This is a genomic window from Dactylosporangium salmoneum (assembly GCF_039532525.1).
In the GTDB taxonomy this organism is placed as follows: Bacteria; Actinomycetota; Actinomycetes; order Mycobacteriales; family Micromonosporaceae; genus Dactylosporangium; species Dactylosporangium salmoneum.
In genome coordinates, this window is sequence record NZ_BAAARV010000073.1 from 66,130 (window position 1) to 90,860 (window position 24,731).

General features: G+C 70.6%; 14 protein-coding genes. 10 read left to right on the plus strand and 4 right to left on the minus strand.

Annotation, left to right across the window (positions count from 1 at the left end):
* Window positions 1-92: 92 nt before the first annotated feature.
* Window positions 93-860, minus strand: coding sequence for an SDR family oxidoreductase (locus ABD352_RS37515; protein WP_344617311.1), 768 nt, complete (start codon window positions 858-860; stop codon window positions 93-95).
* Window positions 861-910: 50 nt separating this feature from the next.
* Between ABD352_RS37515 and ABD352_RS37520 the strand changes: the two genes are divergently transcribed.
* Window positions 911-1,126, plus strand: coding sequence for a hypothetical protein (locus ABD352_RS37520; protein WP_344617312.1), 216 nt, complete (start codon window positions 911-913; stop codon window positions 1,124-1,126).
* Window positions 1,127-1,240: 114 nt separating this feature from the next.
* On the opposite strand, the gene ABD352_RS37525 is transcribed toward ABD352_RS37520, so the two are convergent.
* Complete coding sequence (locus ABD352_RS37525) at window positions 1,241-3,031, minus strand: MOSC domain-containing protein (RefSeq protein WP_344617313.1); 1,791 nt, start codon at window positions 3,029-3,031, stop codon at window positions 1,241-1,243.
* Window positions 3,032-3,678: 647 nt separating this feature from the next.
* Between ABD352_RS37525 and ABD352_RS37530 the strand changes: the two genes are divergently transcribed.
* From ABD352_RS37530 to ABD352_RS37545, 4 genes are all read left to right on the plus strand, one after another.
* Complete coding sequence (locus ABD352_RS37530) at window positions 3,679-4,794, plus strand: hypothetical protein (RefSeq protein ID WP_344617314.1); 1,116 nt, start codon at window positions 3,679-3,681, stop codon at window positions 4,792-4,794.
* Window positions 4,795-5,406: 612 nt separating this feature from the next.
* Complete coding sequence (locus tag ABD352_RS37535; protein WP_344617315.1) at window positions 5,407-11,556, plus strand: hypothetical protein; 6,150 nt, start codon at window positions 5,407-5,409, stop codon at window positions 11,554-11,556.
* On the plus strand, window positions 11,549-13,660 hold the full coding sequence (locus tag ABD352_RS37540) for an MBL fold metallo-hydrolase (protein WP_344617316.1): 2,112 nt from the start codon (window positions 11,549-11,551) through the stop codon (window positions 13,658-13,660). The genes ABD352_RS37535 and ABD352_RS37540 overlap by 8 nt, the downstream gene beginning before the upstream one ends.
* Before the next feature lie 395 nt (window positions 13,661-14,055).
* A complete protein-coding gene (locus tag ABD352_RS37545) occupies window positions 14,056-14,301 on the plus strand; it encodes a hypothetical protein (RefSeq protein WP_344617317.1) in 246 nt (81 codons plus the stop codon).
* 340 nt (window positions 14,302-14,641) lie between these two features.
* Here ABD352_RS37545 and ABD352_RS37550 read toward each other — a convergent pair whose 3' ends face one another.
* Window positions 14,642-15,256 (minus strand): TetR/AcrR family transcriptional regulator, encoded by a 615-nt coding sequence (locus ABD352_RS37550; RefSeq protein ID WP_344617318.1) that lies wholly within the window; start codon window positions 15,254-15,256, stop codon window positions 14,642-14,644.
* Window positions 15,257-15,447: 191 nt separating this feature from the next.
* Between ABD352_RS37550 and ABD352_RS37555 the strand changes: the two genes are divergently transcribed.
* From ABD352_RS37555 to atzF, 5 genes are read left to right on the plus strand one after another with little or no spacing between them, the layout of a single operon-like run.
* Window positions 15,448-17,037: an amino acid permease gene (locus ABD352_RS37555; RefSeq protein ID WP_344617319.1), complete on the plus strand. Its 1,590-nt coding sequence runs from the start codon at window positions 15,448-15,450 to the stop codon at window positions 17,035-17,037.
* Entirely contained in the window at window positions 17,034-17,831 is a 798-nt protein-coding gene (locus ABD352_RS37560) for an urea amidolyase associated protein UAAP1 (RefSeq protein WP_344617320.1), read from the plus strand. The genes ABD352_RS37555 and ABD352_RS37560 overlap by 4 nt, the downstream gene beginning before the upstream one ends.
* Window positions 17,828-18,466 (plus strand): urea amidolyase associated protein UAAP2, encoded by a 639-nt coding sequence (locus ABD352_RS37565; RefSeq protein WP_344617321.1) that lies wholly within the window; start codon window positions 17,828-17,830, stop codon window positions 18,464-18,466. The genes ABD352_RS37560 and ABD352_RS37565 overlap by 4 nt, the downstream gene beginning before the upstream one ends.
* A gap of 4 nt (window positions 18,467-18,470) precedes the next feature.
* Entirely contained in the window at window positions 18,471-21,965 is a 3,495-nt protein-coding gene (locus ABD352_RS37570) for a 5-oxoprolinase/urea amidolyase family protein (protein WP_344617322.1), read from the plus strand.
* Window positions 21,962-23,632: an allophanate hydrolase gene (gene atzF, locus ABD352_RS37575; RefSeq protein WP_344617323.1), complete on the plus strand. Its 1,671-nt coding sequence runs from the start codon at window positions 21,962-21,964 to the stop codon at window positions 23,630-23,632. The genes ABD352_RS37570 and atzF overlap by 4 nt, the downstream gene beginning before the upstream one ends.
* 17 nt (window positions 23,633-23,649) lie before the next feature.
* Here atzF and ABD352_RS37580 read toward each other — a convergent pair whose 3' ends face one another.
* On the minus strand, window positions 23,650-24,447 hold the full coding sequence (locus ABD352_RS37580) for a hypothetical protein (RefSeq protein ID WP_344617324.1): 798 nt from the start codon (window positions 24,445-24,447) through the stop codon (window positions 23,650-23,652).
* Window positions 24,448-24,731 lie beyond the last annotated feature (284 nt).

Sequence of the window (24,731 nt, forward strand, 5' to 3'; positions counted from 1 at the left end):
TTGGTCAGCCCGATCCGGCACGAGAAGGCCACGAGCTCGAAGTGCCACAGCCAACGCCGGTGGTTGCGCTGGCCGACGGTTTCCAGGATGGGTCAGTCCATGGCCATGCCGCCGTTGACCGGCGCGGTGGTGCCGGTGATGAATTCGCTGTCGTCACCGGCGTAGAAGGCGACGGCCCGGGCCACGTCATCGGGGGAGGCGAACCGGCCGAGCGCCGTCTGGGCCGCCAGGCGCTGCTTGTGTTCCTGATCCTGCTCGAGGGCGACATTGTGCAGGTGACCGCCCACCGGTCCTGGGGCCACCACGTTGACGGTGATCCCACGTGGCCCCAGTTCCTGCGCGACAAAGCGGGTGAACGAGCTCAGGGCCGCCTTCGAGGTCCCGAGCGCGATCATGCCCTCCAGCGGCAGCGCGCTCTCCATGGTGCCCAGGTAGACGATCCGGCCGTAGCCGCGCTTGGTCATGCCGGGCATAACGGCCTTCGTCACCACGGAGGCAGCTCGGATCTCCTGTTCCGCCTTGCCGCTCAGTTCGTCGACCGACATCTCCTCGAACGACTTGATGGCGTACGGCATCAAGGCGCTGTGGACCAGGACCTCCACCTCGCCCATGGCGGCCCGGGCCTGCTCGAGCATGCCGACTACGGCGGACCGGTCGCGCACGTCGGCTTGCGCGGCCATCGCCTGGCCGCCGGCGGACCTGATCGAGGCGACCAGGTCGTCTGCCTTGTCGCGGCTGCTGCGGTAGTTGGCCACAATCCGCATACCCCGCGATGCCAGCAACCGGGCCGCGGCCGCGCCGATCGCCCCGGTCGCGCCCGTGATCAGTGCGACCTTCCCGTCCTGCTGGACATTCGTCACGCTGCTCTCCTAGGGGTTTTGGAAGTTTGGACGTGCCCTCAGGTGACCGGATGCCGCGCATGATGACGATGAGCGGCTCGGGCGGAGTGCTCGGCGCTGTAATGCCCGGCAACCGTCTGAGTACACCTGGTTCGTGCGCCAAGCAGACTTGGAGCATCGTGCGGCTCAAGACCCCGGACGGTAACCTGGTACAGCAGCGAACCGCGACGTTCGACGGCGACAACCGTTACTCCGCAACGCTTCCCGCGACGCCGGCAGCTGGCTGACAGGGGCACAACCGATCAGCGCCGGGCGCACCGCGCGGGTGCGCAGCCCCTGCCGCAGCGGCGGTCAGCCCGCGCCTTCCGCGCGTAGGCCGGGCGGCGCGTATCCGTGCCGGCCTACAGGTCGAGGACGACGTCAGTGTCAGGTTGGGAGCAGCAGGTGAGTGCGTTGCCTTCGGCCGGTGGCTCCACCGGTTCGGGCGAGTAGTCGATGTTGCCGGTCAGAAGGCCGGTTTCGCAGGTGTGGCAGACACCGGTACGGCACGACCACCGGACCGGCACCGAGCACGCCTCGGCCAGTTCGAGCAGGCTCGGATACTGCGGGTCCCAGTTGACCGTCAGGCCGCTTCGGGCGAAGGTGATCGCGGGTCCGGTGCCGGGTGGACCGGCCGGCGGATGTGGGACCGTGGCCGCGTGCGGGGCGATGCCAGGGGTGATCTCTGGACCGGCGCCGAAGGTCTCGGTGTGGATCCGGACCGGATCGACGCCGTACTCTTCGACCCACCTGGGCACCTCCTGCATGAAGGCGGGTGGTCCGCACAGGTACGCGTCGACCTCGTGAGGCACCCCGAGCCGGCCGAGTACCCCGGCGGTCAGACGCCCGGTGGAGGTGTAATCGATTTCCGGCCGATCGCCCGGTCCCGGTCTGCTGTAGCAGACGAGCGAGTGCGCGTGGGGTAGTTGGGTGAGCAGCGACCGGACCTCCCGGGCAAACGGGTGCTCGCCGCCGTTGCGCGCCCCGTACAGCCACCACACTTCGCGTTCGGAACGCTGTGCGACGAGGGCGTGCAGCATGGCCACTACGGGGGTGGCGCCCACACCGGCCGACAGCAGCAGCACCGGGCCATCGCCGTCGCGCAGCGTGAAGGTGCCTCGTGGTGCCGCAACGTCGAGCATTTCACCACCGACGATGTGGGTCCGAAGGTAGCCGCTGGCCGCGCCGAATGGCTCCTGCTTGACGCTGATCCGGTACTCGGCCGCACCGGGCCGGCCCGACAACGAATAGCTGCGTACGATCGGCGCACCAGCCGGCCCGGCCGGCAACCGGAGCACAACGAACTGGCCGGGCAGCGCGCTGGTCAGCGACCCCCCATCGGGAGCGGCCAGACGCAGCGAGAACACGCTCGCGCTTTCCGGCTCGATATCGACGACGCGAAGGCGGCGGAAACCGCTCCACGCTGGTGGCGGTACACCGGCCGCCGACGTCAGGCCGGTGTTGCCGAGCGAGGGCCGGCCGCTGTCGGCCTGGTCCAGCAGCGCCCGCAGCGATCCCTGCCAGCCGGGACTGAGCGCGGGGATGCGCAACGCCCGGACCAGCTCCTCGCGCGGGTGACCCGGCTTGTACAGGAGTTCGTCGATGTCCACGACAGTGATGCCCTCGGGGCCGTCCGCCACCTTGACGATCTCGTCGCCCGCCGTCACCTGCCCCTCGGTCAAGACGCGCAGATAGAACCCCGGCCGTCGGTGGGCGACCAGCAGCGCGGCCATCTGCGGCTCGTTCATCCGCAAGCCCACCCGGTAGCAGGTCACCCGTGGCTGGGAGACCTCAAACAGTGCGCCGCCGATCCGGTACCGGTCGCCGATGCACACCTCGTCATCGGGTAGCCCGTCGACGGTGAGGTTCTCGCCGAACTGGCCGTACACGAAGTCGGTCCGGCCGAGCCGCTCCTCCCAGTAGCGGTAGGAGTCGAGTTGGTACACGAGGACAGCACGGTGCTCACCGCCGTGGCCCACCAGATCCCCTTGGCCATCCCCGTCGATGTTGAGCCGGCGAACCATCCGCGGCCCGGCGACCGGCTGCTTCCACACGCCCGTGTGCACGGTCCTTCCATGCCAGCAGACATCCTTGGGCAGGCCGACATTGACCGCCACCAACGTCGCCACGAGCGTTCCCTTCGCCTGTGTCAACGGGTGAGGCTACCCAGCGAACTGCCGCCAAACGCACCACAGGGCCAGCATCGGGGGAGTTGCGCGATCGCAGCCCGGGGGAATCGCCGCCCGCGGCGGCGATGCCGGCTGGGGTGCGGTTGAGGGCCACCGTGACGTATGGGACCTCGACGCCGAGGGGCTTCGCTCAGCGCCACGCACAGCTGCGCGACGAGCAGCGAGCGCCCGCCCGCGTCGACGATGTCGGTGTCGGGGTGCACGGGCCGGTCGAGCGTGTCGGCTACGACGTGCAGCACAATCCGGCGCCGCCATCGCCGACGGCGGCTGCCTACCCGCCCCGGACTGAGCCGCCGGGCTCGTAGCGGCACGACATGGGCGGCCGGCCGTACGACCGCTCGGTCTGCAACGACGGTGGCCCCGACGCGAGGTTGGAGCTGTTGTCAGTGTACCGCCACCAACGACGCTGATGAATCGGTCGTGCAGCCCTGTTGACCTGCGCAAACTTCTTCTACGGTGACCTCTCGTCCGTGTGACGGCGAACGGGGAGGTCTCCGCTGAACGGCAACGAGACGTCGGTCAACCACCAGGACGAAACCACCAGGGCGCGCCTCACCGGGCTGGCCCGCAACCCGGCCATTCCCGCCGAGCTGCTGCGGCGGCTCGCCGACGTGCGGTGGCCCGAAAAGTATTCCACCCTGCTGTACCGCGAGGACTGGACCGACGAGCAGGTCGAGGCGCTCGTCGGGCATCCGAACGTTGAGGTGCGGCGGCTGCTGGCCGAGGCGCCCTTCCTCGGGTCCGAGCAGCGGGCCCGGCTGGTCGAGGATCCGGCGCCGGGCGTGCTGGCCCCGCTCGCGTTCGGGCCCGAGTGGTTCTGGTGGCCGCTGCGACAGGGGATGCCCCGCTGGGCGTACGAGCGGCTGCTCGAGCGGCACCCGAAGCTGCGGGAGTGCATGTGGGACAACGGGTGGGCGCCGGAGGATTTGCGGGGGCGGTCGACGCCGGAAAAGGAACCGGCGGACGAGGAGCCGGCGGGGGACGTCAGCGAGGCCGTGGCGCTGGCCGACGACGAGCACGAAGGCAACCGCGCCCACGCCGCCACCGATCCGCGGCTGCCCGCCGAGATCGTCGCGCGGCTGGCGGTGGACCCCTCGGAGCTGGTGCGGATGGTCGTGGCGATGCGGCGCGAGCTCACCGAGGAGCAGCGGGCGGCCATCGACTACCGCGTCGAGCCCTGGGATCGGATCGTCCCCGCCCGGTGGGCCGCGCGGACCCGGGACCGGGAGGAGCAGCGGCGGTGCGTGTACTCGGCGCACATCGGGCTGCGCCGCAGCGTTGCCGGGAATCCGCACCTGGCGCCGGAGCTGGTCGCGGTGCTCGCCGGCGATGCGGACTTCGCGGTCCGGCTGCTGCTGTGCGAGAGGCAGCGGGACGTGCCGGGCGACACCGTGCTCGAAACCTACCTCGAGGCCCGGACGATGATCACCCGGGGGCGGCTGCTGGATCATCCCAGCTTCCGGCGCGTCGGGCTGGCCCGGCTGGCGGACGCGCCCGAGGCCCAGGCCCGGGCGCTGGCGCAGCTCGATCCCGACGCCCCGCCGGAGCTGATCGAGCGGCTCAGCCGCGATCCGGTGGCCGGGGTCCGCAAGATAGCGGCCGCCGATCCGCGGCTGTCGCTCGAGCGGTTGCTGGAGCTGTTTGACGATCCGTCGACGACGGGCGGGGCGGCCGCCAACCCGCGCCTGCCGGTGGAGCTCATGCGGCGGATCGTGGACGACGCCTGAACGCGAACCGGCCGGGGGCTGGACGCGGCGCCGTCGGCCGTCACGCCCAGAGGCGGCGCGGCGCCCGCGCTGACCCCCGAGGCCGGGCGAAGCGGCCCGTCAGAGCCGCCTTGATACGGGAAGCGAAGGTTTCGGCAGGCAACAACCTTGCCCGCTCGAACTTGATCAGCGGTCACGATGCGCCCCGGACCGTCAGACTTGACTGAGTTGGTCCTCAGCACGACAGAAGGGCCGACCCGAGAAGTGGATCAGCCCTCTGACCTGCGTCGAGACAGCGGGATTTTGAACCCACGACCCTTGACCCCCAGCAGTCGGAGGCAGCAGCGACGTGCTCAGGCACGTCCTCCCAGGTCGCCACAAGCATAAACCGCTCGGGTAAAGGGGTCGGTGCACCGAGCGTCGGACTACAGCTCAACCGACGCGACGCGGTCGATCCCATGTGGCGGGTGATGCGCGCGGCGTCGCCGAGGCCCAGCGGACACATCCGGAACTGGAGGACCGTCCGGTGCGGGCAGCCACACGGTAGTCCGGCCGCGTTCGTCCGTTTGACGCTCCCCTGGCCGTGAGTAGTGCAGTAAAACAGATCTTCAGCGACTTCTGGAGGTGTGGCTTGTGGGCGGCCGGCGCAGCGGACTGCAGGTCAGGTTCGACGACGAGGTGCAGGCGCCCACACCCGTGGGCTGGCCGACCGGTAGCGATGTCCTGGCGCTTGTCGATCCACATAGTGTCGCGCAGCGGCTGCTTGAAGAGGTGTCCAACGAGGACATGCTGACGCTGCTGCGGCGCGTCGGTCCAGAGGTGGCCCGGGTGGCGCTGCATGTTATCAACCTGAACCTGTCGGGCCGGGTCAACGCCGGTATGGCCGGGCAACTGCTGGTTCGGCTCCGCCACGACAAGGCCACCGCGTCCTCGCACGCGTTGCGGGCATTGTTGTTCCCGGTCGTTGAGGTGTTCCGGCGGCTCACGCTGAGCGCGGACGACTGGAGGACGCTCGTCGAGTCCGACACCTCCCGGGTCGCTTACCAGTTCGATGAACCCTACTTCCGTGGAATTCGGACGGTGCCTGAAAGCCTGCGCCCGGTCGGCTTCGCCGTCGCCATCGCGCACCGAAGCTCGGCGGCAGCGGCGGCGCTCGGATTTCTCGCCCGGAAGCGACCCGAGCTGTCCGGCGTCTACGAGACACTACGCGCGCAGTACCCGGCGTTGCCCGCGCAGTACGTCGTTGACGTCGCCGACCTTGAGCGCGGCGGCACACACGAAAGGCAGAGCGAGGCGACGGCGGAGCCGTTCGAGCCCGGTGTGGCGCTCGAGCGGCTGGAGCAGTGCTGGAACCTCGGTCGGCAGGCCGCCGAACGTATCGTCGCTGCCTTGGCATCGGGTCGGCTCCCGGCCGAGAGTGACATCGCCGCCCTCAGTTCGCTCGACGGTGCCGTGCAGCAAATTGCGCAACAGCTCGCCGATCATGCGGGCGAGCTTGTCGCCCCGGACCTGAACGCCGTCCGCGCAGCTGTGGCGGCCATCGAGCGGATGCGCCGCTCGGACTGGCTGCGTCACCTGAGCGAGCTGTCCACCCCGCCGAACCTGGCGGAGCCGCTCGACGAGCTCCGGGCGGTGATTGAGCGGGTTCGGACCACGACTCCTGACGAGGCCGAACTGCAGCACCTGAGGGCGTTCTACGATTTCGTGGTACTGGCCGTCACGTCGCCCGATGAGGCGCGTGATCACGCCGGGCGGCTAGGTCTCGACGAGACCTTGCCGAAGCCGCTGTCGACCTTAGTCATCAAGGAGGTCATGCGGCCCGGTCTGTTGTCGCTCCCCCCGGCCGCATTCGCGGCGGCGGCATCGGGGCTGTCTGCGTCAGCTCCGGTGGCCATTGACGCCGATCCGGACATGGACGGCACGGAGGATGGCGGGGCGGGAACGCCAGTTCCGGCGTCGCCGGTGGAGCCGCCGGCGGCAGCCGAGTCCGCCGGCGTCCCTTCGGAGTCCGGTGACGCCCCGGACGCCATTGACGCTCTGGACGCAGAGTTGGACGAGCTACTCGACGAGGATTTCGACCGGCTGTTCGCCGCACCCGAGCGGGATGAGGCGGCTGACACCGGACACGCGGAACACGAGCCGGCTAGGCCGCCGGCGGAGCAGGGCGCTGCCGCGGCCGAGGACGAGCACCTGGGCACCGCGCCGGCGGACGCCATTGGGCACGGGGGACAGCCCGAGGCAGTGGCGCCACCGGCCGCGAACTTCCCGCAGTACAAGCCGGACCTCGCACCCGAGTCGGCCGAGCTGCGGTCCCCGGACACAGACGATGTTCACGGCGATGCGGAGCCGGCCGACGCGTCAGAATTCGCCGAGGTGCGGACCGAGCTGATCGAGCGTCACCGGTTCGGGCTGGCCGCCTGCATCGCGGAAGCCATCGGCCGGCCGCCGGCCGTCGTCGCCGCGCGCCGGGCCGCCGCGCTTGCGGCGAACATGCGAGCGTCGGCAGGGTCTGTCGCCGCAGCGTTCGCGGCCAGCGCGGAGCGGCTCACTCGAGCCAACCTGGCCGATGATCGGGCTGGGCAGCTCCTGGGCTGGGGGGCGACGGTGAGCGTGGCAGCATCGACGCACATGCCACAGCTGGTCCCAGTGCTCGACGACCTGCAGTTGGCCATCGAAGACTTCGCAGGTCTAACCGTGTTGGGAAGGGCTCTGTCGGACGCGACCCGCAGCGGCATCGTCGTAGCTCAGGAGACTGGCACGACGATGGCCACCACTCTCGATCTGGAGCAGGAGGCCGCGCGGCACGCGACGCGCGCTGCTTATCTAACGGACACGGCGCGGTCGCGCAGTATCAAGTATGCGCCGGCGAGTGCCGTCTACCAGGCGTGGATGAGCGAGCGTGGACTGCTGGGATCGCTGCTGCGGCTCGTGATGCGCAACGATGCCGTACTGCTGACCGAGGTACGCGAGAAGATCTTGGAAGCGCAAGGCCAAGAAGACCGCCAGATCGACGATCAATACTCCAGGCAACGGGGCCGGAGGCAGGCGAAGATCGAGGCCGGCGCGCGACAGAAGCTCAGGACCCAGTACCGCGATGCGCTGAACGTCGCGTCCGAGTGGGTTGGGACGATGGAACGGATCGGGCAGTGGCAGGATCAGCACTCCGATCCATCCGCTGAAAGGGTAAACCGCATCCGGCGTGAAATCCTGCGCTGCCGGGAGGATGTGCGGCAGGACATCCAGCGGCTTCAAGCCGAGGAGGGTGCCCGGGGCAGGCTGGAGGCGGCGGCCGCTGCCGGCGCAATCGGTGAGCTCGTACAGCGCGTCTACGATCAGTTCAACGCGCAGGCGGCGACCGATCCGGCTGGTTCGGAGCTGTCTGCGGACTACGTTGTCAACCGTGAGCTCGTTGCGACCGATCTGTTTCTCGACCAGGACAGGCTGCGCCCCGATCAGCAGCTTGGGTCCGCGCATCTCGATCAACTGCTTCACGTCGCGTCGCGGCCTGCGCTTGACCTTGACGAGTTGTACACGCATCGGACGCGCCTTGGCGACCACGACATCGCACAGCGGCTCATCGACGAAGCACGGGTAGTCGATCCGGATCTGGCCGAGGCCCTGGCGGTGCGCTGGGCGGCCGACGAGGCGGAGCGGGGCGCGCAGATCCGCCCTGCGGTCGAGGCGCTCAAACGCCTGGTCGAGCAGGAGCGCATGGCGGGTGTGCTGGACGAGCACCAATGGTCGGTCTACGCGGTAGAGGTGGAACGACTGGAAACCCATGGTCGCCGGGATTACCGCCGAATCGAGGACGAGGTCGCCCTGCTCACCAATGAGCTGTTGGACACCAGGGTCCGAGTCATCGAGCGGATGCTTGCCGCCATCGATCGCGAGGCGTTCGACAAGGTCAAGGTGGCCGCGCATCAGGAGCGTCTGAAGGCGATGGCGCGTCAGGGCGAGATCGCCGGTGCCGAAGAGTATCTGGAGCAGTTACGGGCCGGGCGCGACCTCCCCGCTCCGGACCGGTCCGCAGGCCATTTGAGCCGGTTCTTCCCGGCGGTACCCGACCTTTTCGTGACCTACCCAGCGCTGCTGGAGTCCTTGCTCGGCGGGCTTCAGCAGGACGCGATCGATGCTGGCCTGGAGGCGTTCCATCAGGCGACCGAGATGTCCGTCAAGACGCTCGACGACCGCCGCCGACGTGCTGGAGCACGGTCGTTGGAGTCCTGGTTGGGACTTTCGGCGCGGAGACTGCGCGCGCACGGCCTCGACACGCAGCGTGCGCTCGCTGAGGTGCTGAGCCAGGCCGGAATCGACTTCAAGAGCGCCATTCCCGACTCCAATGAGACGAAGGAGCGCCGGTGGTGGACGCTCACCGACGTACGGATCGCCGGGCGAGCGGCGAATCCGGTGCTCGGCTCGCGGATGAGTCCTGACGGCGCGACGCTGCGGGTCCTGGTCCTGCACTCCGCGCAGTCGGCCACGCGGCTCATCGAGTCGCTGCGCGATCAGAGTGAGGACCACACGGTGCTCGTCGTGTGGCTGGGAGCGCCGATGCGGCCGGCCGAGCGGCGGGTGCTCATGGAGGCCACACGCGGGCGCCCCCGGCCGTCAGTGTTGCTGATCGACGCCGCAGTGCTGGCCTACCTGGTGATGCAGCCAGAGGCGCTGCGTGGTCCGTTCGTGGACATCGTCCTGCCCTTCACCGCAGCAAATCCGTATCAGGACAAGGCCGGCGATGCCGCCGAGGAGATGTTCTTCGGCCGGAGTCGTGAACTCCGCGAGGTCCAGGCCATGGACGGGTCTTCGATCGTGTACGGAGGCCGGCAGCTGGGCAAGTCAGCGCTGCTTCGGGCGGCGCAGCGGGAGTTCGTCCGGCGGAACCGCAGCAGCGTGGCCGCGTACCTGAGCATCTTCTCGATCGGCAGCGACGGCCAGGCGGGGAAGCTGTGGCCGGAACTGTGGCACAAGCTCGCCGAATATGACGTCCTGCCCGACGCGTTGCCCCAGGAGGACCTCGCGCGTGGTGTCTACGACGGTGTCCGGAACTGGCTGCGTGACGACCCGAGCCGCACGCTGCTCGTGCTACTCGACGAGGCCGATGCGTTCCTGGAGGCCGACTCCAAGCAGTACTTCGTCGAGATCGACTGGTTCCGCCGGATCATGCAGGACCCAGGCAGCGCGGGGCGCGTCAAGATCGTGCTTGCCGGCCTGCATCGTACGGCGCGGTTCAGCGCAGTGCCCAACCAGCCGCTGTCGCACTTCGGGCAACCCATCCTGATCGGACCGCTGGGGCCTCAACAGGCCTACGACATGATCATCCAGCCGCTCGCGACGCTCGGCCTGCGGTTCGACAACCCACAGACCGCGCCAGCGCGCATCATGGCGTACACCAACAACATTCCGGCGCTGCTGCAGATCCTCGGCCAGGCACTGGTGACGCAGGCGTTCAGCCGGCCCGTAACCGACGACGAGCCGCCGGGCGTCATCACCGACGAGGACGTCACCGCGGTGATCAACAACGCCGGCCTGCATGGGCAACTCGTCCAGAAGTACAACCTCACGCTCGATCTCGACCACCGATACCGGGTCATCGCGCTGGTCCTCGCGTTGGCCGCCCACGAGGAGGAGGCCGGCTCCTCCGGCCTGCCCGTGGAGGAGATCGCGCAGCGCTGCCGGATGTACTGGCCGGCGGGTTTCCTCGACAGCCCGAGTGACCTGGTCGCGAGCCTGGTCGACGAGTGCGTGGATCTCGGGGTCCTAGCCCGCGACGAAAGTCGCTACCGGATCCGTACCCCCACGGTGCTGCGCCTGCTCGGTGACCACGAAAGCGTCCTGCAGCGGCTCTTCTCGGCACCTGAGCAGCTGGAGGTTCCCAGCGTGTCGCGACGGCTGCACTTCCGCCGCGACCTCGGCGACGGCTGCACGTGGCGGTCGCCGCTGACGGAGCTGCAGGTCGATCGGATCGCCAAGGCCAGCGGCCCGCTGCTCGTCGTGGGCACCCGGGCGCACGGCATCCATTTCGTGCCGCGCGCCCTGGAAGCGATGCGCGGCCAGTTGTCCGTCGACGAGGTGCGTCGGCTCCCCAAGCCCAGTATCGAACAGATCCGCCACAGTGTCGGCCTGCACCCGCGCTCCTTGACGCTTGTCGATGCAACCAGAATGTCGGCGGATGATCTGTACAACCTGTACCGGGAGGTCGATCGCGCCTGGCGGGTCGTGATCATGGCAGGGCTCACCTCCGCGCCGGCCTGGATCCGTATCGACCAGCGCGTCGCCTTGAGCCGGCTAGGCCGGGACGGACTGCGTCTGTGGTGCGAAGAGGAGAACCTGGCGTTTCATGACGCCGCAGACCAGCGAACGCTGGACGCCAAGGTGGGCGGGTGGCCGTTGCTACTTGAGCGCGTGACCCACAAGGCCCGCGTCGACGGCAACCTTAACGCGGAGCAACTGCTGGCCTGGTTTGACGGCTGGTGGGCCGGGCGCGGTGCGGCGGCCCTGCTCGCCGACCTGGGTCTCGACGACCCGAACGACCCGGTTGTGCGGGCGTTGCTCGCCGCGCTCGACGCCGCGCGTGAGATCGTGCCCGTCGGCGTCCAAGACCAGTCCGTCCTTGTCGAGATGCTCGGGGAGCAGTTGGAGTCGACGATCGCCGGCTTCGCTGGCCCGCAGGAACTGTTCGACGTCCTCTGCGTGCTGGGACTGTTCGACATCGACAAGAACGTGATCCAACTCGAGCCGGTGCACTTGGACGCGATCCGTCGTACGGCAGCGAGCCATGAGTGATCTGGGCGGCCTGCCGACCGACCCAGGCATCACGACGGTGCTCACTACCGTGGTGGAACTCGTGCGCCGTTACCGCCCCGGCCTTGGCTCGAACGAGTCCATCCTGGCCGGCCGTGAAGGTGTCGAAGCGATCCTCGGATTGCTGGCGCGGGGGCAGCACCTCCGATCGGCCGTGCGCACGCTCATGTATGACCGTGACCAGGCGTCCTTGCTCGCGGAGTCGCCGATGGCGCGCCTGCTCCTCGCCGACGAGCCCGATCTGGCCGCGGCTGGCATCGAATGGCTACGTGAGCGTTTCGACGCCCGCGACGTGGATGCGCGACGGCACGACAAGGAGCGGATCCGCAGGGAGCGGGAGCAACGAAAGCTCGACGAGGTCCGCCGGGAGCGAGATCGGGCCAGGGTCAGAACCTCGACCGTCGAGTTTGAATTGTCCGAGGCCCAGTCCAGGCTGTCCGAACTCGGCGACGAGGTCACCCGGCTGCACGGCCAGCTCACTGCAGGTCGCGTACAGCTGGAGCGCATGCGCGCCGAAGCGGAGCGTCCGCGCCTCGTCGCCGAACGGCTCCTGCGCCTGTTGACGGCACCGCTGGTCGATGCGCGGGACGTGCAGGCCGGTGAACCACTGCCGCAGTCCGGGTCCCTGCCGTCCGCAGCCCTGGCGGCTGCCGCCCGGCAGGCTGGCGTACCCGAAGCGGCCGCTTGGCTACCGGGCCTTCTCGCCGCGCTGGCCCGGCCGGCTCCGGTCGAGCCGATCGTCGGGGTCGAACGGACCTTGCAGGTTGAGGTCCTCGGCGGCGGAACCGAGATCGGCGGCTCCTGCGTCCTGGTCACCGCGGGCAGTACCCGCCTGCTGATCGACGCGGGCATTCGGCCCGGCGCACGAGCCGTCGCAGAGCACGCCCCGCCTCGTATTGGCGAGGCCCTTCGCCGTGGTATCGACGCCATCGTGATCACGCACGCGCACAACGACCACGCCGGCTGGGTGCCGATCGTACTCCGCAAACAGCCGCGAATACCGGTCTACGCGACCCCCGCGACGATCGATCTCCTGGCCGTGCTGTGGCCGGACGCGCTGCGCACGCAGGCCCGGGAAGCAGTTCCCACGGACGAGCATCCCAGCAAGCTCTACGAGGCCGAGGACGTCACGGCCGCGCTGGAGGCGCTCGCCCCCCTTGGCCACGGCATCCGGCGAGACGTAGGCGACCTGGCGATCGAGCTGTTCCCCGCCGGGCACATCCTCGGCGCGTCAGGCGTCGTGGTTCACGCGGGCGCGCGCCGCGTGGTGGTGTCGGGCGATGTGTCGAAGACCGCGCAGTACTCCGTCGGCGGCATCGAGGTGCCGGCCAGCGCGCGCCGCGCCGATCTCCTGCTCCTGGAATCCACCTATGCCGGGCAGGGGCGGAAAAGACCGCGATCGGTCAATGTCGCCGAGTTCGTCGAGACGGTGACCGGTATCGTCGCCGGCGGCGGCCGGGTGCTTATCCCGGCGTTCGCCTTCGGCCGAGCGCAGGAGATCGCCTTGCTTTGCGCGAGCGAACTGCCCGGAATAGACGTGCTGGTCGACGGCCTGGCGCGGGACGTCACCGAGGTGTACGAGCAACACCCAGGCCCGTCCGGATCGCCGCTGCGTATCTTCGGCACATCGGTGAGCCGAGTCCCGCGCGGCATGACCGCACGGTACGTCGAGGGGCTGAAAAGCGGCGTGGTCATCGCGACGTCGGGGATGCTGGCCGGCGGGCCGGCCGTCAGCTGGGCCCGGGCCCTTCTACCGGACCCGACGTCGGCGCTGGTGCTGGTGGGCTTCCAAGCACGGGACTCGGTCGCTTCGCAGCTGCGCGACCTGGCCTCGACCGGCGGTGGGAAGATCGACCTGCCGGCAGCCTCCGGCGGCAACAGCCTTGTGGAGGTCAGGGCCCGCATCATCGACTGCCAGCTCGGCGCGCACGCGTCCGAGGACGAACTAGTCGAGGTGATCCGGGACATCGAACCCGGTAGCGTGATGCTGGTCCACGGAACCCGGCAAGGGCAGCGGGCATTCGAGGAGCGGCTGGCACGGCGTGGACAGGCGACGGTATCGCCCACGACCGTCTGGCACCCTTAGCGTGATCGCGGACAGAACGGCATCACCGGCCCGGCCGGGTCTCATCCAGGTCGGCGCACACCCGTACCACGCCGACCTGGGCCGGTTCTCGACCGCTGGGCTGGTGTTCAGCGGCGGTGATCCGGTTCTCTTGCGCTGGACACCTTGAAGTGGATCAGCCCTCTGGCCGCGTCGGGACAGCGGGATGTGAACCCACGACTCCTTGACCCCAGTAGCCACCATGGAGCTGCCCGGCCGTTTGGACTTCTATGTCAACCTGCAGGCGGCCACCGCGAACTGGATTCGTTAGCCGGTATGCCCCCTGGCTGAGACAACAGCACTGATTGCGGAACAACAGCACATGGCACGTGTCGTGAACCGCGGGCCGCGCCCGTATTTCCGGATCAACCGGGAGCGTGACGCTGGCCGATATCGCCGACCTGCCCGTCGGCGTTGTCGTCAGCGCGCTCCTGCCGCTCGTGGCCCGCCGGCTGCTTAGCCCGATGCTCGCCGGCGCAGCCATGGCGTTCTCGTCGGTCGTCGTCAGCAACAGCCTGCACCTCCGCGGCTTCCGAGCCACCCGGGTCGGCGGCAGCGATGCACCGAGCGCCACACGAAACCCGCGGCGTGGCGGTGCCGCAGGCCGGCTCGTCGGCAGGTGAGGCCATAGCCGTGCAGACGGTGAGGTAGCGCAACTCGTGGCGCCGGGCGTCGCCGAACTCGTCCCGGACCGCGTCGACCAGCCCGCTCCACCACCGCTCGCTCCTGGTCAGTGGGCGGCGTATCGGGCTGCCCGAGGTGGCGGAGTGCCAGGCCCGCAGGAGGGTCCCGCCGGGGCGCAGCACCCGGGACGCCTCGGCGAGCCCGACCGGCAGTACGAGGCCGGCCGCTGCGGCTGCCAACGGGCTACCGCTACGGCGGGGAGGTCCTGGTGTGACGCCGAAGCCGGAGCAGGGTCCGCGAGTGACGAAGGTTCATGCCCGTTGCGTCAATCCGGCCGGCTCACGGGCCGATGGCGAGACGTAATGCCGCGGCGGCCACCGTCTGTTGGAGCCGGCCCGGCGGTGGCAGTGCCGGCAGGTCGCGGCGCATGCCGATGACGCTCTCCACCATGCCGAAGACCAGGTCGCCGGTCACGTCGGCGTCCGGCGAAGAGGCGCCGGCGACGGCCGCGACCAGGCGGCGGTAGGCGGCCCTGAGCTGCTCGCGGTCGGTGCGGAAGCGGGTGAACGGTTCGGTCGCGATCTCGGGCAGGGCGTAGAGGATGCCGACATTCCAGGGTGCGCCGAGCAGGACCCCGACGTCGTACCGGACGAGCGCATGGAGGGCATCGGCGGGGCTCAGTGCCTCCTGGGCCAGTCGCTCGGCGTAGGCCAGGGACGGGCCGACGGTCGACTCGAGCAGTTCGGCGAGGATCTGCTCCTTGGTGCTGAAGTGGTAGTAGAGCGACGCCTGCCGCACCCCGACCATCTCGGCGATCATGCGGGTCGACGTGGCGGCGTACCCCCGTTCGGCGAACAGCTCGGCCGCGGCGTCGAGGATCTCTTCCCGCGCCGTACCGACAGGCAGGCGCCGAGCTCCGGAGCGGGGACGACCGACTGAAGGTGCGGAGCTCACGCCAGCATCGTCGCACGCGGTCGATGTTCCGGTCGATCCGGCTGCGACGTAACCGCGCCGACACATCCGGCAATCGAAGGTTTACGGCGGGGAAACGACCGTCGATCTCACGCCGGTAAATCTGTCACCCGACAGGTATTCGGGCGGCGGGTCGGCCAGCACCCGCCGCCGCCTGCATCGAGGAGGCGGTCTTGTCCACTACCCCCACCCTGGCGCCACCGCCGGCGGGCGACGGAGCTGACGCCGTGGACCTGCGTGGTTTCGGCTATGAGCCCAAACTGCGCCGCAGCATCGGCAGTTACGCGTCCTTCGCCGCCGGCTTCTCCTTCGTGTCGATCCTCACGACGGTCTTCCAGCTCTTCGCCTTCGGGTTCTCGTTCGGCGGCCCAGCCTTCTTCTGGACCTGGCCGCTGGTCTTCGCCGGCCAGTTCATGGTGGCGCTCAACTTCGCCGAGCTCGCCGCCCGCTACCCGCTCTCCGGCTGCATCTACCAGTGGTCGCGCCGGTTGTCGAACGCCACGATCGGCTGGTTCGCCGGCTGGGTCATGATCGTCGCGCAGATCGTCACGGTCGCCGCCGCCGCGATCGCCCTGCAGGTGGTGCTTCCGCAGATCTGGTCCGGCTTCCAGCTCGTCGGCGGCGATCCCGCGCTCACCTCCACCAGCGGTGCCACCAACGCCGTCGTCCTCGGCTCCGTCCTGATCGCGTTGACCACGTTGGTGAACGTCAGCGGCGTGCGGCTCATGGCGATCGTCAACAGCACCGGTGTGACCCTCGAGATCATCGGTGTCGCGGCCGTCGTGATCTTGTTGCTGTTCAACGTCGAGCGGGGACCGGGCGTGGTCTTCGACACCGGCGGTCTGGGCAGCGGCCTGTCCTACGTCGGTCCGTTCCTGGTGTCGGCGTTGATGGCCGCGTACGTGGTGGTCGGTTTCGACAGCGCCGGCGAGCTCAGCGAGGAGACCCGCGACCCGCGGCACATCGCGCCGCGGACGATCCTGCGGGCGCTGGCCGCCTCCGGTATCGGCGGCGGCCTGATGCTGCTGGTCGCGCTGATGGCCGCGCCGAGCCTGACCGATGGCCGGCTGGCCACCGAAGGCCTGCCGTACGTGCTGACGAGCCGCCTCGGCCAGACCGGCGGCCGGGTCCTGCTGGTCGACGTGGCGATCGCCGTCGCGGTCTGCACCCTGGCGATCCAGACCGCCGGCAGCCGGATGATCTTCTCGATGGCGCGCGACGGTGTCCTGCCGTTCTCCGGCGCGCTCAGCAAGGTCAACCCGCGCACCGGTACGCCGGCGCTGCCGGCGATCGTCGTCGGTGTCGGCGCGGCCGCGGTCCTGCTGGTCAACATCGGCCAGGCCGCCCTGTTCACCGCCCTGACCAGCGTCTGCATCGTCCTGCTCTACATCGCCTACGCCCTGGTCACGGTCCCGTTGCTGATCCGGCGGGGCCGAGGCTGGCCGCGCAGCGAGGGCGCCGGCGCCACCGAACGCGGCGGCAAACTGTTCTCCCTCGGCCGGTTCGGCATCGTCGTCAACGCCGCGGCCGTGCTGTACGGCATCGGCATGATCCTCAACCTGGGCTGGCCTCGGCAGGAGGTCTACGACCCGGCCGGCACCCACTGGTACCTGCACTACTTCTCGCTGCTGTTCGTCGGCGCCGCCCTGCTCGCCGGAGCGCTGGCCTACCTGCGCTATCGCGCCAGGGTCGCGACCCTGCACCCGCGGCTGGACTTCGCCGCGCCCGTCCCCGCGCCCGTCGCCGCGGGGGAGACCGCATGAGCACCGCCACCACCGCCGGCGCGCGCGAACACGCCCGCGCCCAGGGCGGCACCGTGGTGGAGTGCATGCCCACCGTCCCGGCCGGTGACGGCCTCAGCTGGGCCGAGACCGTCCCGGGCGGCGGCTACGCCGGCAAACGGCTGGCCCGCGGCACCACACTGCGCCTGACCGACCTGTACGGCGACGCCTGCGTGTCGGTGCTGGCGTTCAACGCCGACGAGCCGTGGGAGCGCCTCAACGTCGCCGACACCGTCAAAGTCCTGTGGCAGGCGTACATCGGCGAAGGCCACCTGCTGCTGTCCGACCAGGGGCGCGTCCTCGCCTCGGTGACGGCCGGCGCCCGGGACCGCTCGGACACCTTCTGCGGTACCTCCACGCTGACCAGCAACACCGACCGGTACGGCGACGGCTCGCCGCACGGCACGACACCGGCCGGGCGGGAGCTGTTCACCCTGGCCGCCGCCAAACACGGCCTGACCCGCCGGGACCTGCCGCCATGCATCTCGTTCTTCCAGGGAGTCCGCGTCGGCGACGACGGCGCGTGCATCTGGCTCGGGTCGGCCGGGGCCATGGCGACTGTGGAACTGCGCGCGGAGATGCCGCTGATCGTGCTGCTGGCCAACGTGCCGCACCCGCTCGATCCGCGCGAGGCGTACACCTGCACACCCGTACGCATCGAGGCCCGGCCCGGCCTGCCCACCGCGCCGAGCGACGCCCTGTGGTCGCGGACGCCGGAAGGTGAGCGCGCGTTGCTCAACACCGCGGACTACCTCACCGCCCGGGGGATCGCATGACCGCCACCGCGTCACCGGCGCTGGTCGCCGGCCGGATCGTGCTCGACGAGACCGTCGCGGCCCGCGCGCCGTGGTCGGCGATCGTGCGCCGCGGCCAGGTCCTGACCATCGTGGATCTGTACGGCAACCAGGCCGTCGACTGTCTGCTCTACAACGCCGAGGACACCAGCGAACGCTATTCGGCGCCGGACACGATCGCCGCGCAGGGCGGCATCTTCCTGACGACCGGCAGCGTGCTGCGCTCCAGCGAAGGCCGGGCGCTGATGACCGTCGTCGGCGACGAGGTGGGTCGGCACGACACCGTCGGTGGCGCCTGCAGCCGCGAGTCGAACACCCTGCGCTACGGGCAGCACACCAAGCACCAGCACGCCTGCGTGGAGAACTTCCTCATCGAGGGCGCCCGGTGGGGCCTGGGCAAACGGGACCTGGTCAGCAACATCAACTGGTACATGAACGTGCCGGTCGACCCGGACGGCAGCCTCGGCATCGTCGACGGCATCTCCGCCCCCGGCCTGCGGGTCGCGCTGCGCGCCGAGATGGACGTGCTGGTCCTCATCTCGAACTGCCCGCAGATCAACAACCCGTGCAACGGCTTCGACCCGACGCCGGTCCGCATGATCATCACGGGGGAGTAGCCGCGTGTTCGACACCCTGCTGGTCGCCAACCGCGGCGAGATCGCCTGCCGCATCATCCGCACCGCCGCCAGGCTCGGCCTCAAGACGGTCGCAGTCTTCTCCGACCCGGACCGCGGCGCCCCGCACGTGCGCCTGGCCGACCAGGCCGTACGGCTTGGGCCGGCCCCGGCCCGGCAGAGCTACCTGCTGGTGGACCGCGTGCTCGACGCGGCGCTGTCCACCGGCGCCGGTGCCGTGCACCCCGGTTACGGATTCCTCTCCGAGGACGCCGCCTTCGCCACCGCCGTGGAAGCGGCCGGGCTCGCCTTCGTCGGGCCGACACCCGCCCAGCTCACCGCATTCGGCGCCAAGCACACCGCGCGTGAGCTGGCCCACGCGGCCGGCGTACCGATGATCGAGGGCACCGGTCTGCTGTCCGGCCTCGACGAGGCTCTCGCCGCCGCCGGCCGGATCGGCTACCCGGTGATGGTCAAGGCGACCGGTGGCGGTGGCGGCATCGGCATGCAGGCATGCCACACACCAGCCGAGCTCACCGCCGCCTACGACCGCGTGGAGCGCCTCGCCGTCGCCAGTTTCGGCAGCGGCGGCGTCTTCCTGGAACGCTTCGTCCGGCGGGCCCGCCACGTCGAGGTCCAGGTCTTCGGCGACGGCCACGGCCGCGTCGTCGCGCTCGGCGACCGCGACTGCAGCCTGCAACGCCGCAACCAGAAGGTGATCGAGGAGGCGCCCGCGCCCGGACTGTCCGACGCCGTGCGTGAGCGGCTGCACACCTCGGCGGCGGCCCTGTGCGCGTCGGTGAGCTACCGGTCGGCGGGTACTGTCGAGTTCGTCTACGACGCCGAACGCGAACAGGCGTCCTTCCTCGAGGTCAACGCCCGCCTCCAGGTCGAGCACCCGGTCACCGAGGAGGTCCTCGGCATCGACCTGGTCGAGTGGATGCTGCGCCTGGCCCAGGGCGACGACACCGTCCTGGACACCCCCCGCCGGGGCGGGGCCGGCGCCGCCGTCGAGGCCCGGGTCTACGCCGAGGACCCCACCCAGGACCACCGGCCCAGCGCTGGCCTCGTCACCGATGTCGAGTTCCCGGCCGGCGTGCGGGTCGACGGCTGGGTCGAGGCCGGTACCGAGGTGAGCACGGCGTACGACCCGATGCTCGCAAAGGTCATCGTGACCGGAGCGACCCGCGACGAGGCGTTCGCCAACCTGCGCACCGCCCTGCTCGCCACCCGCGTCGACGGCATCGAAACCAACCTCGGCCTGTTGCGGGCGGCGGCCGGCCACGGCGACGTGCTCGCCGCCCGGCACGCGACGGCGACCCTCACCGGCGTGCACGACATGGAGCCGCGCATCGTCGTGGAACGGGCCGGCACGCTGACGGCCGTGCAGGACTGGCCGGGCCGCACCGGGCTGTGGGAGGTCGGTGTGCCACCGTCCGGGCCGATGGACGACCTTTCGTTCCGGCTCGGCAACAAGGCGCTCGGCAACCCCGAAGGCGCGCCCGGCCTGGAGTGCACCGTCGACGGACCGGCGCTACGGTTCACCGCCGACACCACCATCTGCGTCACCGGCGCCGCGATGCCGGTCACCGTCGACGGCGTCCCGGTGCCCCGCTGGGAGCCGGTCCGGGTGCCCGCCGGCTCGGTCCTCGACGTGGGCCGGGCGACCGGCGGCGGCCTGCGCACCTACGTGCTCTTCACCGGCGGGCTCGACGTCCCGGCGTACCTGGGCAGTGCGGCGACGTTCGCCCTCGGGCAGTTCGGCGGGCACAGCGGCCGAACCCTGCGCCTGGGCGACGTGCTGCGCACGGCAGCACCGACCGGAGCAGCCACCGCTGCCGTACCGGTGGCGCAGCGACCGGTGATCGGCGGTGACTGGCGGCTCAGAGTAACCGAAGGGCCGCACGCGGCCCCCGAGTTCTTCACCCGCGAGGACATCGACGCGTTCTACGCCGCGCAGTGGCAGGTGCACTTCAACTCCGCCCGCACCGGCGTCCGGCTGATCGGCCCGAAGCCGCGCTGGGCGCGCACCGACGGCGGCGAGGCGGGGCTGCACCCGTCGAACATCCACGACACCCCGTACTCGGTCGGCGCCGTCGACTTCACCGGCGACGTACCGATCCTGCTCGGCCCGGACGGACCCAGCCTCGGCGGGTTCGTCTGCCCGGCCACCGTCATCACCGCCGACCGGTGGAAGCTCGGCCAGCTCGCCCCCGGCGACACCGTGCGGTTCGTGCCCGTCTCCGACCTCGACTGCACACCGCTGCTGCAGCCGGCCGACGACGGCATCCTGGCCCGCGACGAGGATGTCACCTACCGGCGCTCCGGCGACGACAACCTGCTCATCGAGTACGGCCCGATGACCCTCGACCTCGGCCTGCGGATGCGCGCCCACGCCCTGATGGACCGGCTGCGTGCCGAGGGCCTGGGCGGCGTCGTCGACCTCACCCCGGGCATCCGCTCGCTGCAGGTCCACGTCGACCCGGCCCGGCTGCCGGTGCGCAAGCTGCTCGGACTGGTCCGCGCGCTGAAGGCCGACCTGCCCGCCACCCGCGACCTGGCCGTGCCCAGCCGGACCGTGCACCTGCCGCTGTCCTGGGACGACCCGGCCACCCGGGAGGCCATCGCCCGCTACATCAACGGTGTCCGCGACGACGCCCCGTGGTGCCCGTGGAACATCGAGTTCATCCGCCGGGTCAACGGCCTGGCGTCGGTCGACGACGTCTACCGCACCGTCTACGACGCCAGCTACCTGGTCCTCGGCCTCGGTGACGTCTACCTCGGCGCACCGGTCGCGACCCCGCTCGACCCGCGGCACCGGCTCGTCACGACCAAGTACAACCCGGCCCGGACCTGGACCCCGGAGAACGCCGTCGGCATCGGCGGTGCCTACCTGTGCATCTACGGCATGGAAGGCCCCGGCGGCTACCAGTTCGTCGGCCGTACCGTGCAGGTCTGGTCCCGCTGGCAGCGCGCAACCGGTGACCCGTGGCTGCTGCGCCACTTCGACCGCATCCAGTGGTACCCGGTCGGCGCCGAGGAACTGCTCGACCTGCGCGCCGACGTCGCCGCCGGGCGGCACCGGCTGCGCATCGACGACGGTACCTTCCGCCTCGCCGATCACGAAGCCTTCCTGGCCGACAACGCCGCCTCCATCGCCGCCTTCCGGGCGAAGCAGGCCGCCGCGTTCGGCACCGAACGCGAAGCCTGGGCCGCGGCCGGCGAGTTCGACCCCCGCCCCGAACCGCAGGCGCCGCCCGCCGCCGCAACAGTGTCCGTGCCGGACGGCGGCGCACTGGTGGAGGCCCCGTTCGTCGCCAGCGTGTGGCGGGTCGACGTCCGCCCCGGCGACCGCGTGGCCGCCGGGCAGCCGCTGCTGGCCCTCGAGGCGATGAAACTGGAGAGCGTCGTCACCGCACCGCGCGACGGTACGGTCATCGACATCCTCGTCACTCCCGGCACCCAGGTCGCACCGGGCAGCCCTTTGGTGGTGCTGGCATGACACCGACCGACCGCGTCCGCGCCGCCTACGCCCGGCTCGCCCTCGGCGAACGACCCGAAGCGTGGATCATGCTGCGCCCGGAGCGTGACGTGCTCGCCGACGCCGCTGCCGTGGAAGCCCGCCTCGCCGCCGGAGAACACCTGCCGCTGGCCGGGCGGCTGCTCGCGGTCAAGGACAACATCGACGTCGCGGGCCTGCCCACCACGGCGGCCTGCCCGGCGTACGCCTACCGGCCCGGACGAAGCGCCCCCGCCGTGCAGCGCCTCGTCGACGCCGGCGCACTGATCCTCGGCAAGACAAACCTGGACCAGTTCGCCACCGGCCTCGTCGGCACACGCAGCCCGTACGGCGCGGTCCGGCACGCCCGCGACCCCGCCCGGGTCGCCGGCGGGTCCAGCTCCGGCTCCGCCGTCGCCGTCGCGCTCGGCATCGCCGACCTGGCCGTCGGCACCGACACCGCCGGCTCCGGCCGGGTGCCCGCCGCGTTCCAGGGCATCGTCGGTGTCAAGCCCACACCGGGGCTCGTCCCCACCGACGGGGTGGTGCCGGCCTGCCGCAGCTTCGACTGCGTCACCGTCTTCGCCCGCACCGTCACCGAAGGCACGGAGGCCATGGCCATCATGAGCGATCCGGTGTTCCCGGCGGACGCACCGCTGGCCGCGCCGCCGCACCCGATCGTCGCGGTGCCGGACCGCGGCGAGCTGACCGGCATGGCACCGGCGTGGCTCGACGCGTTCGAGCAGGCCGCGACGTCCCTGCAGACCCGCGGCGCCCGACTGCGCCCGATCCGGCTGGCACCGTTCCTCGCCGCGGCGAAACTGCTCTACAACGGCGGGTTCGTCGCCGAACGGTACGCCGCCGTCGGCGACTTCATCGACGGGCACCCCGACGAGATCGACCCGACCGTCCGGGCGATCATCGGTGCCGCGCGCGACATCCCCGCCCACGTGCTCGTCGCCGACACCGAACGGCTGGCGCACCTGCGCCGTGAGGCCATGACCGCCTGGGGCGACGCGGACGCGCTGCTGCTGCCGACCGCCCCGATCCACCCGACGATTGCCGAGGTCGACGCCGACCCGATCGGTGTCAACGCCGCCGTCGGCACCTACACCAACTTCTGCAACCTCTTCGGCCTCAGCGCCGTCGCCGTGCCGGCCGGCGAGGCCGGCGGCACCAACTTCGGCGTCCAGGTCGTCGCGCGCGGCTTCGCCGACGCGGTCGCCGGCGACATCGCCGCACTGCTGACCGGCGAGGCCCCGGCGGGCAGGGGCGGCCGAGGACTGCCGGTGATGGTGGTCGGCGCGCACCTGAGCGGACAGCCGCTCAACCATCAGCTCACCGGGGCGGGTGGCCGCCTGCTCCGCCCGGTCCGCACCGCACCGCAGTACCGGCTGCACGCCCTGGCCACCGCACCACCGAAACCGGGACTGGTCCGCGTCACCGACGGTGGCGGCGCCATCGAAGGCGAGCTGTGGGAGCTGCCACAGGCCGCGGTCGGCCCGTTCCTGGCCGCGCTGCCCACCCCCATGGCGCTGGGCCAGGTGCAGCTCGAGGACGGCTCGACCGTCACCGGCTTCCTGTGTGAGGCCGTGGCTGTCGAGCAGGCCCCCGACATCACCGCATACGGCGGCTGGCTCGCCTACATGGCGTCCCATCCGCAGACCTGACGCGGGGTCGGCGGTGTTTACCGGGGCGGGTTGGTGTACAGGCGGGTGTTGCAGCCGGTCTCGCCCGGCTCGAGCTGGATGCGATCGTAGGAGACCTGCTTGAGCATCCCGTCGGGGGTGCGGATCATCACGAGGCAGTCCCGTTCGGCCGGTACCCCGACCGCGGCCACCATGGTGTCCTGGTAGATGACGGTGTCGACGCGGATACCGTCCTGCGGGAACGCGGCCCGCACCACGTTGGCGAGCGTGTCCGGCGTGGCGCTGCGCAGCGCCGCGGTGAGACGGTCATTGGCGTCCGGCGGCAGCGTCAGGACCGGCGAGGCCGAGGGCGCCGGCGGCGTCACGCCCTGCGGGCACCGGATCTCGTGGTAGCCGGTGTCGCGGTACAGCTGCAGTTCGTAGCGGTAGCAGCGGGTGGCGCTGCCGGCGGTGTTGCCGCGATCGCCGAACGAGGCCGGTTCCCGGCTCGGCACCGTCGCCGCGAACCGGACGTCGATGGTGGCCGTCTCGTCCCCGCTGGTCCGCCCGGACCAGGCCAGCGGTGTCACCCGGACCTCCCCGACGTCCTGAGGCTCGGCCGGGATCTCGGTGGCGGCGATGTACTCGGCGTCACGGGCCCGCATGCGCCGGCCGAACTTGTCGTTGAGCTGCTTCGCCGTCCACTCAGCGGCGTCGCGCGCCAACGTGTTGCCGTCGACGGGCCCGGTCGCGCAGCCCGCCAGCGCGACCGCGGCCGCGGTCAGCGCGCCGACCAGCCGCACGACCGCCGTCCGTCGCGCTCCGCATCGACGCCACCCGGCGATGAGCATGTGCATGGAGGGGACGCTACTGACCGGTCCGGGCCGGCCGCCTGAGTACGAATACTCACATGTGCGCGGAAACGCGACTCAGTACGGGCGGCAAATCTTCCACGCAGCTGTCCACAATGGATGCATAGGTGCTCGGGAGTGGCAAAGGGGCCGCCGCCGCCTCGTCATTCCCGGCGTTGAGGTGATCTTGGCCCGCTAGCCGGTGCCCGCAATGTCGGGAGTTGTCACCGATGGTGCCGACGGCGGGCGCACGACAGATGAACGTCGATTGAATGCCGCCTTGGATCATC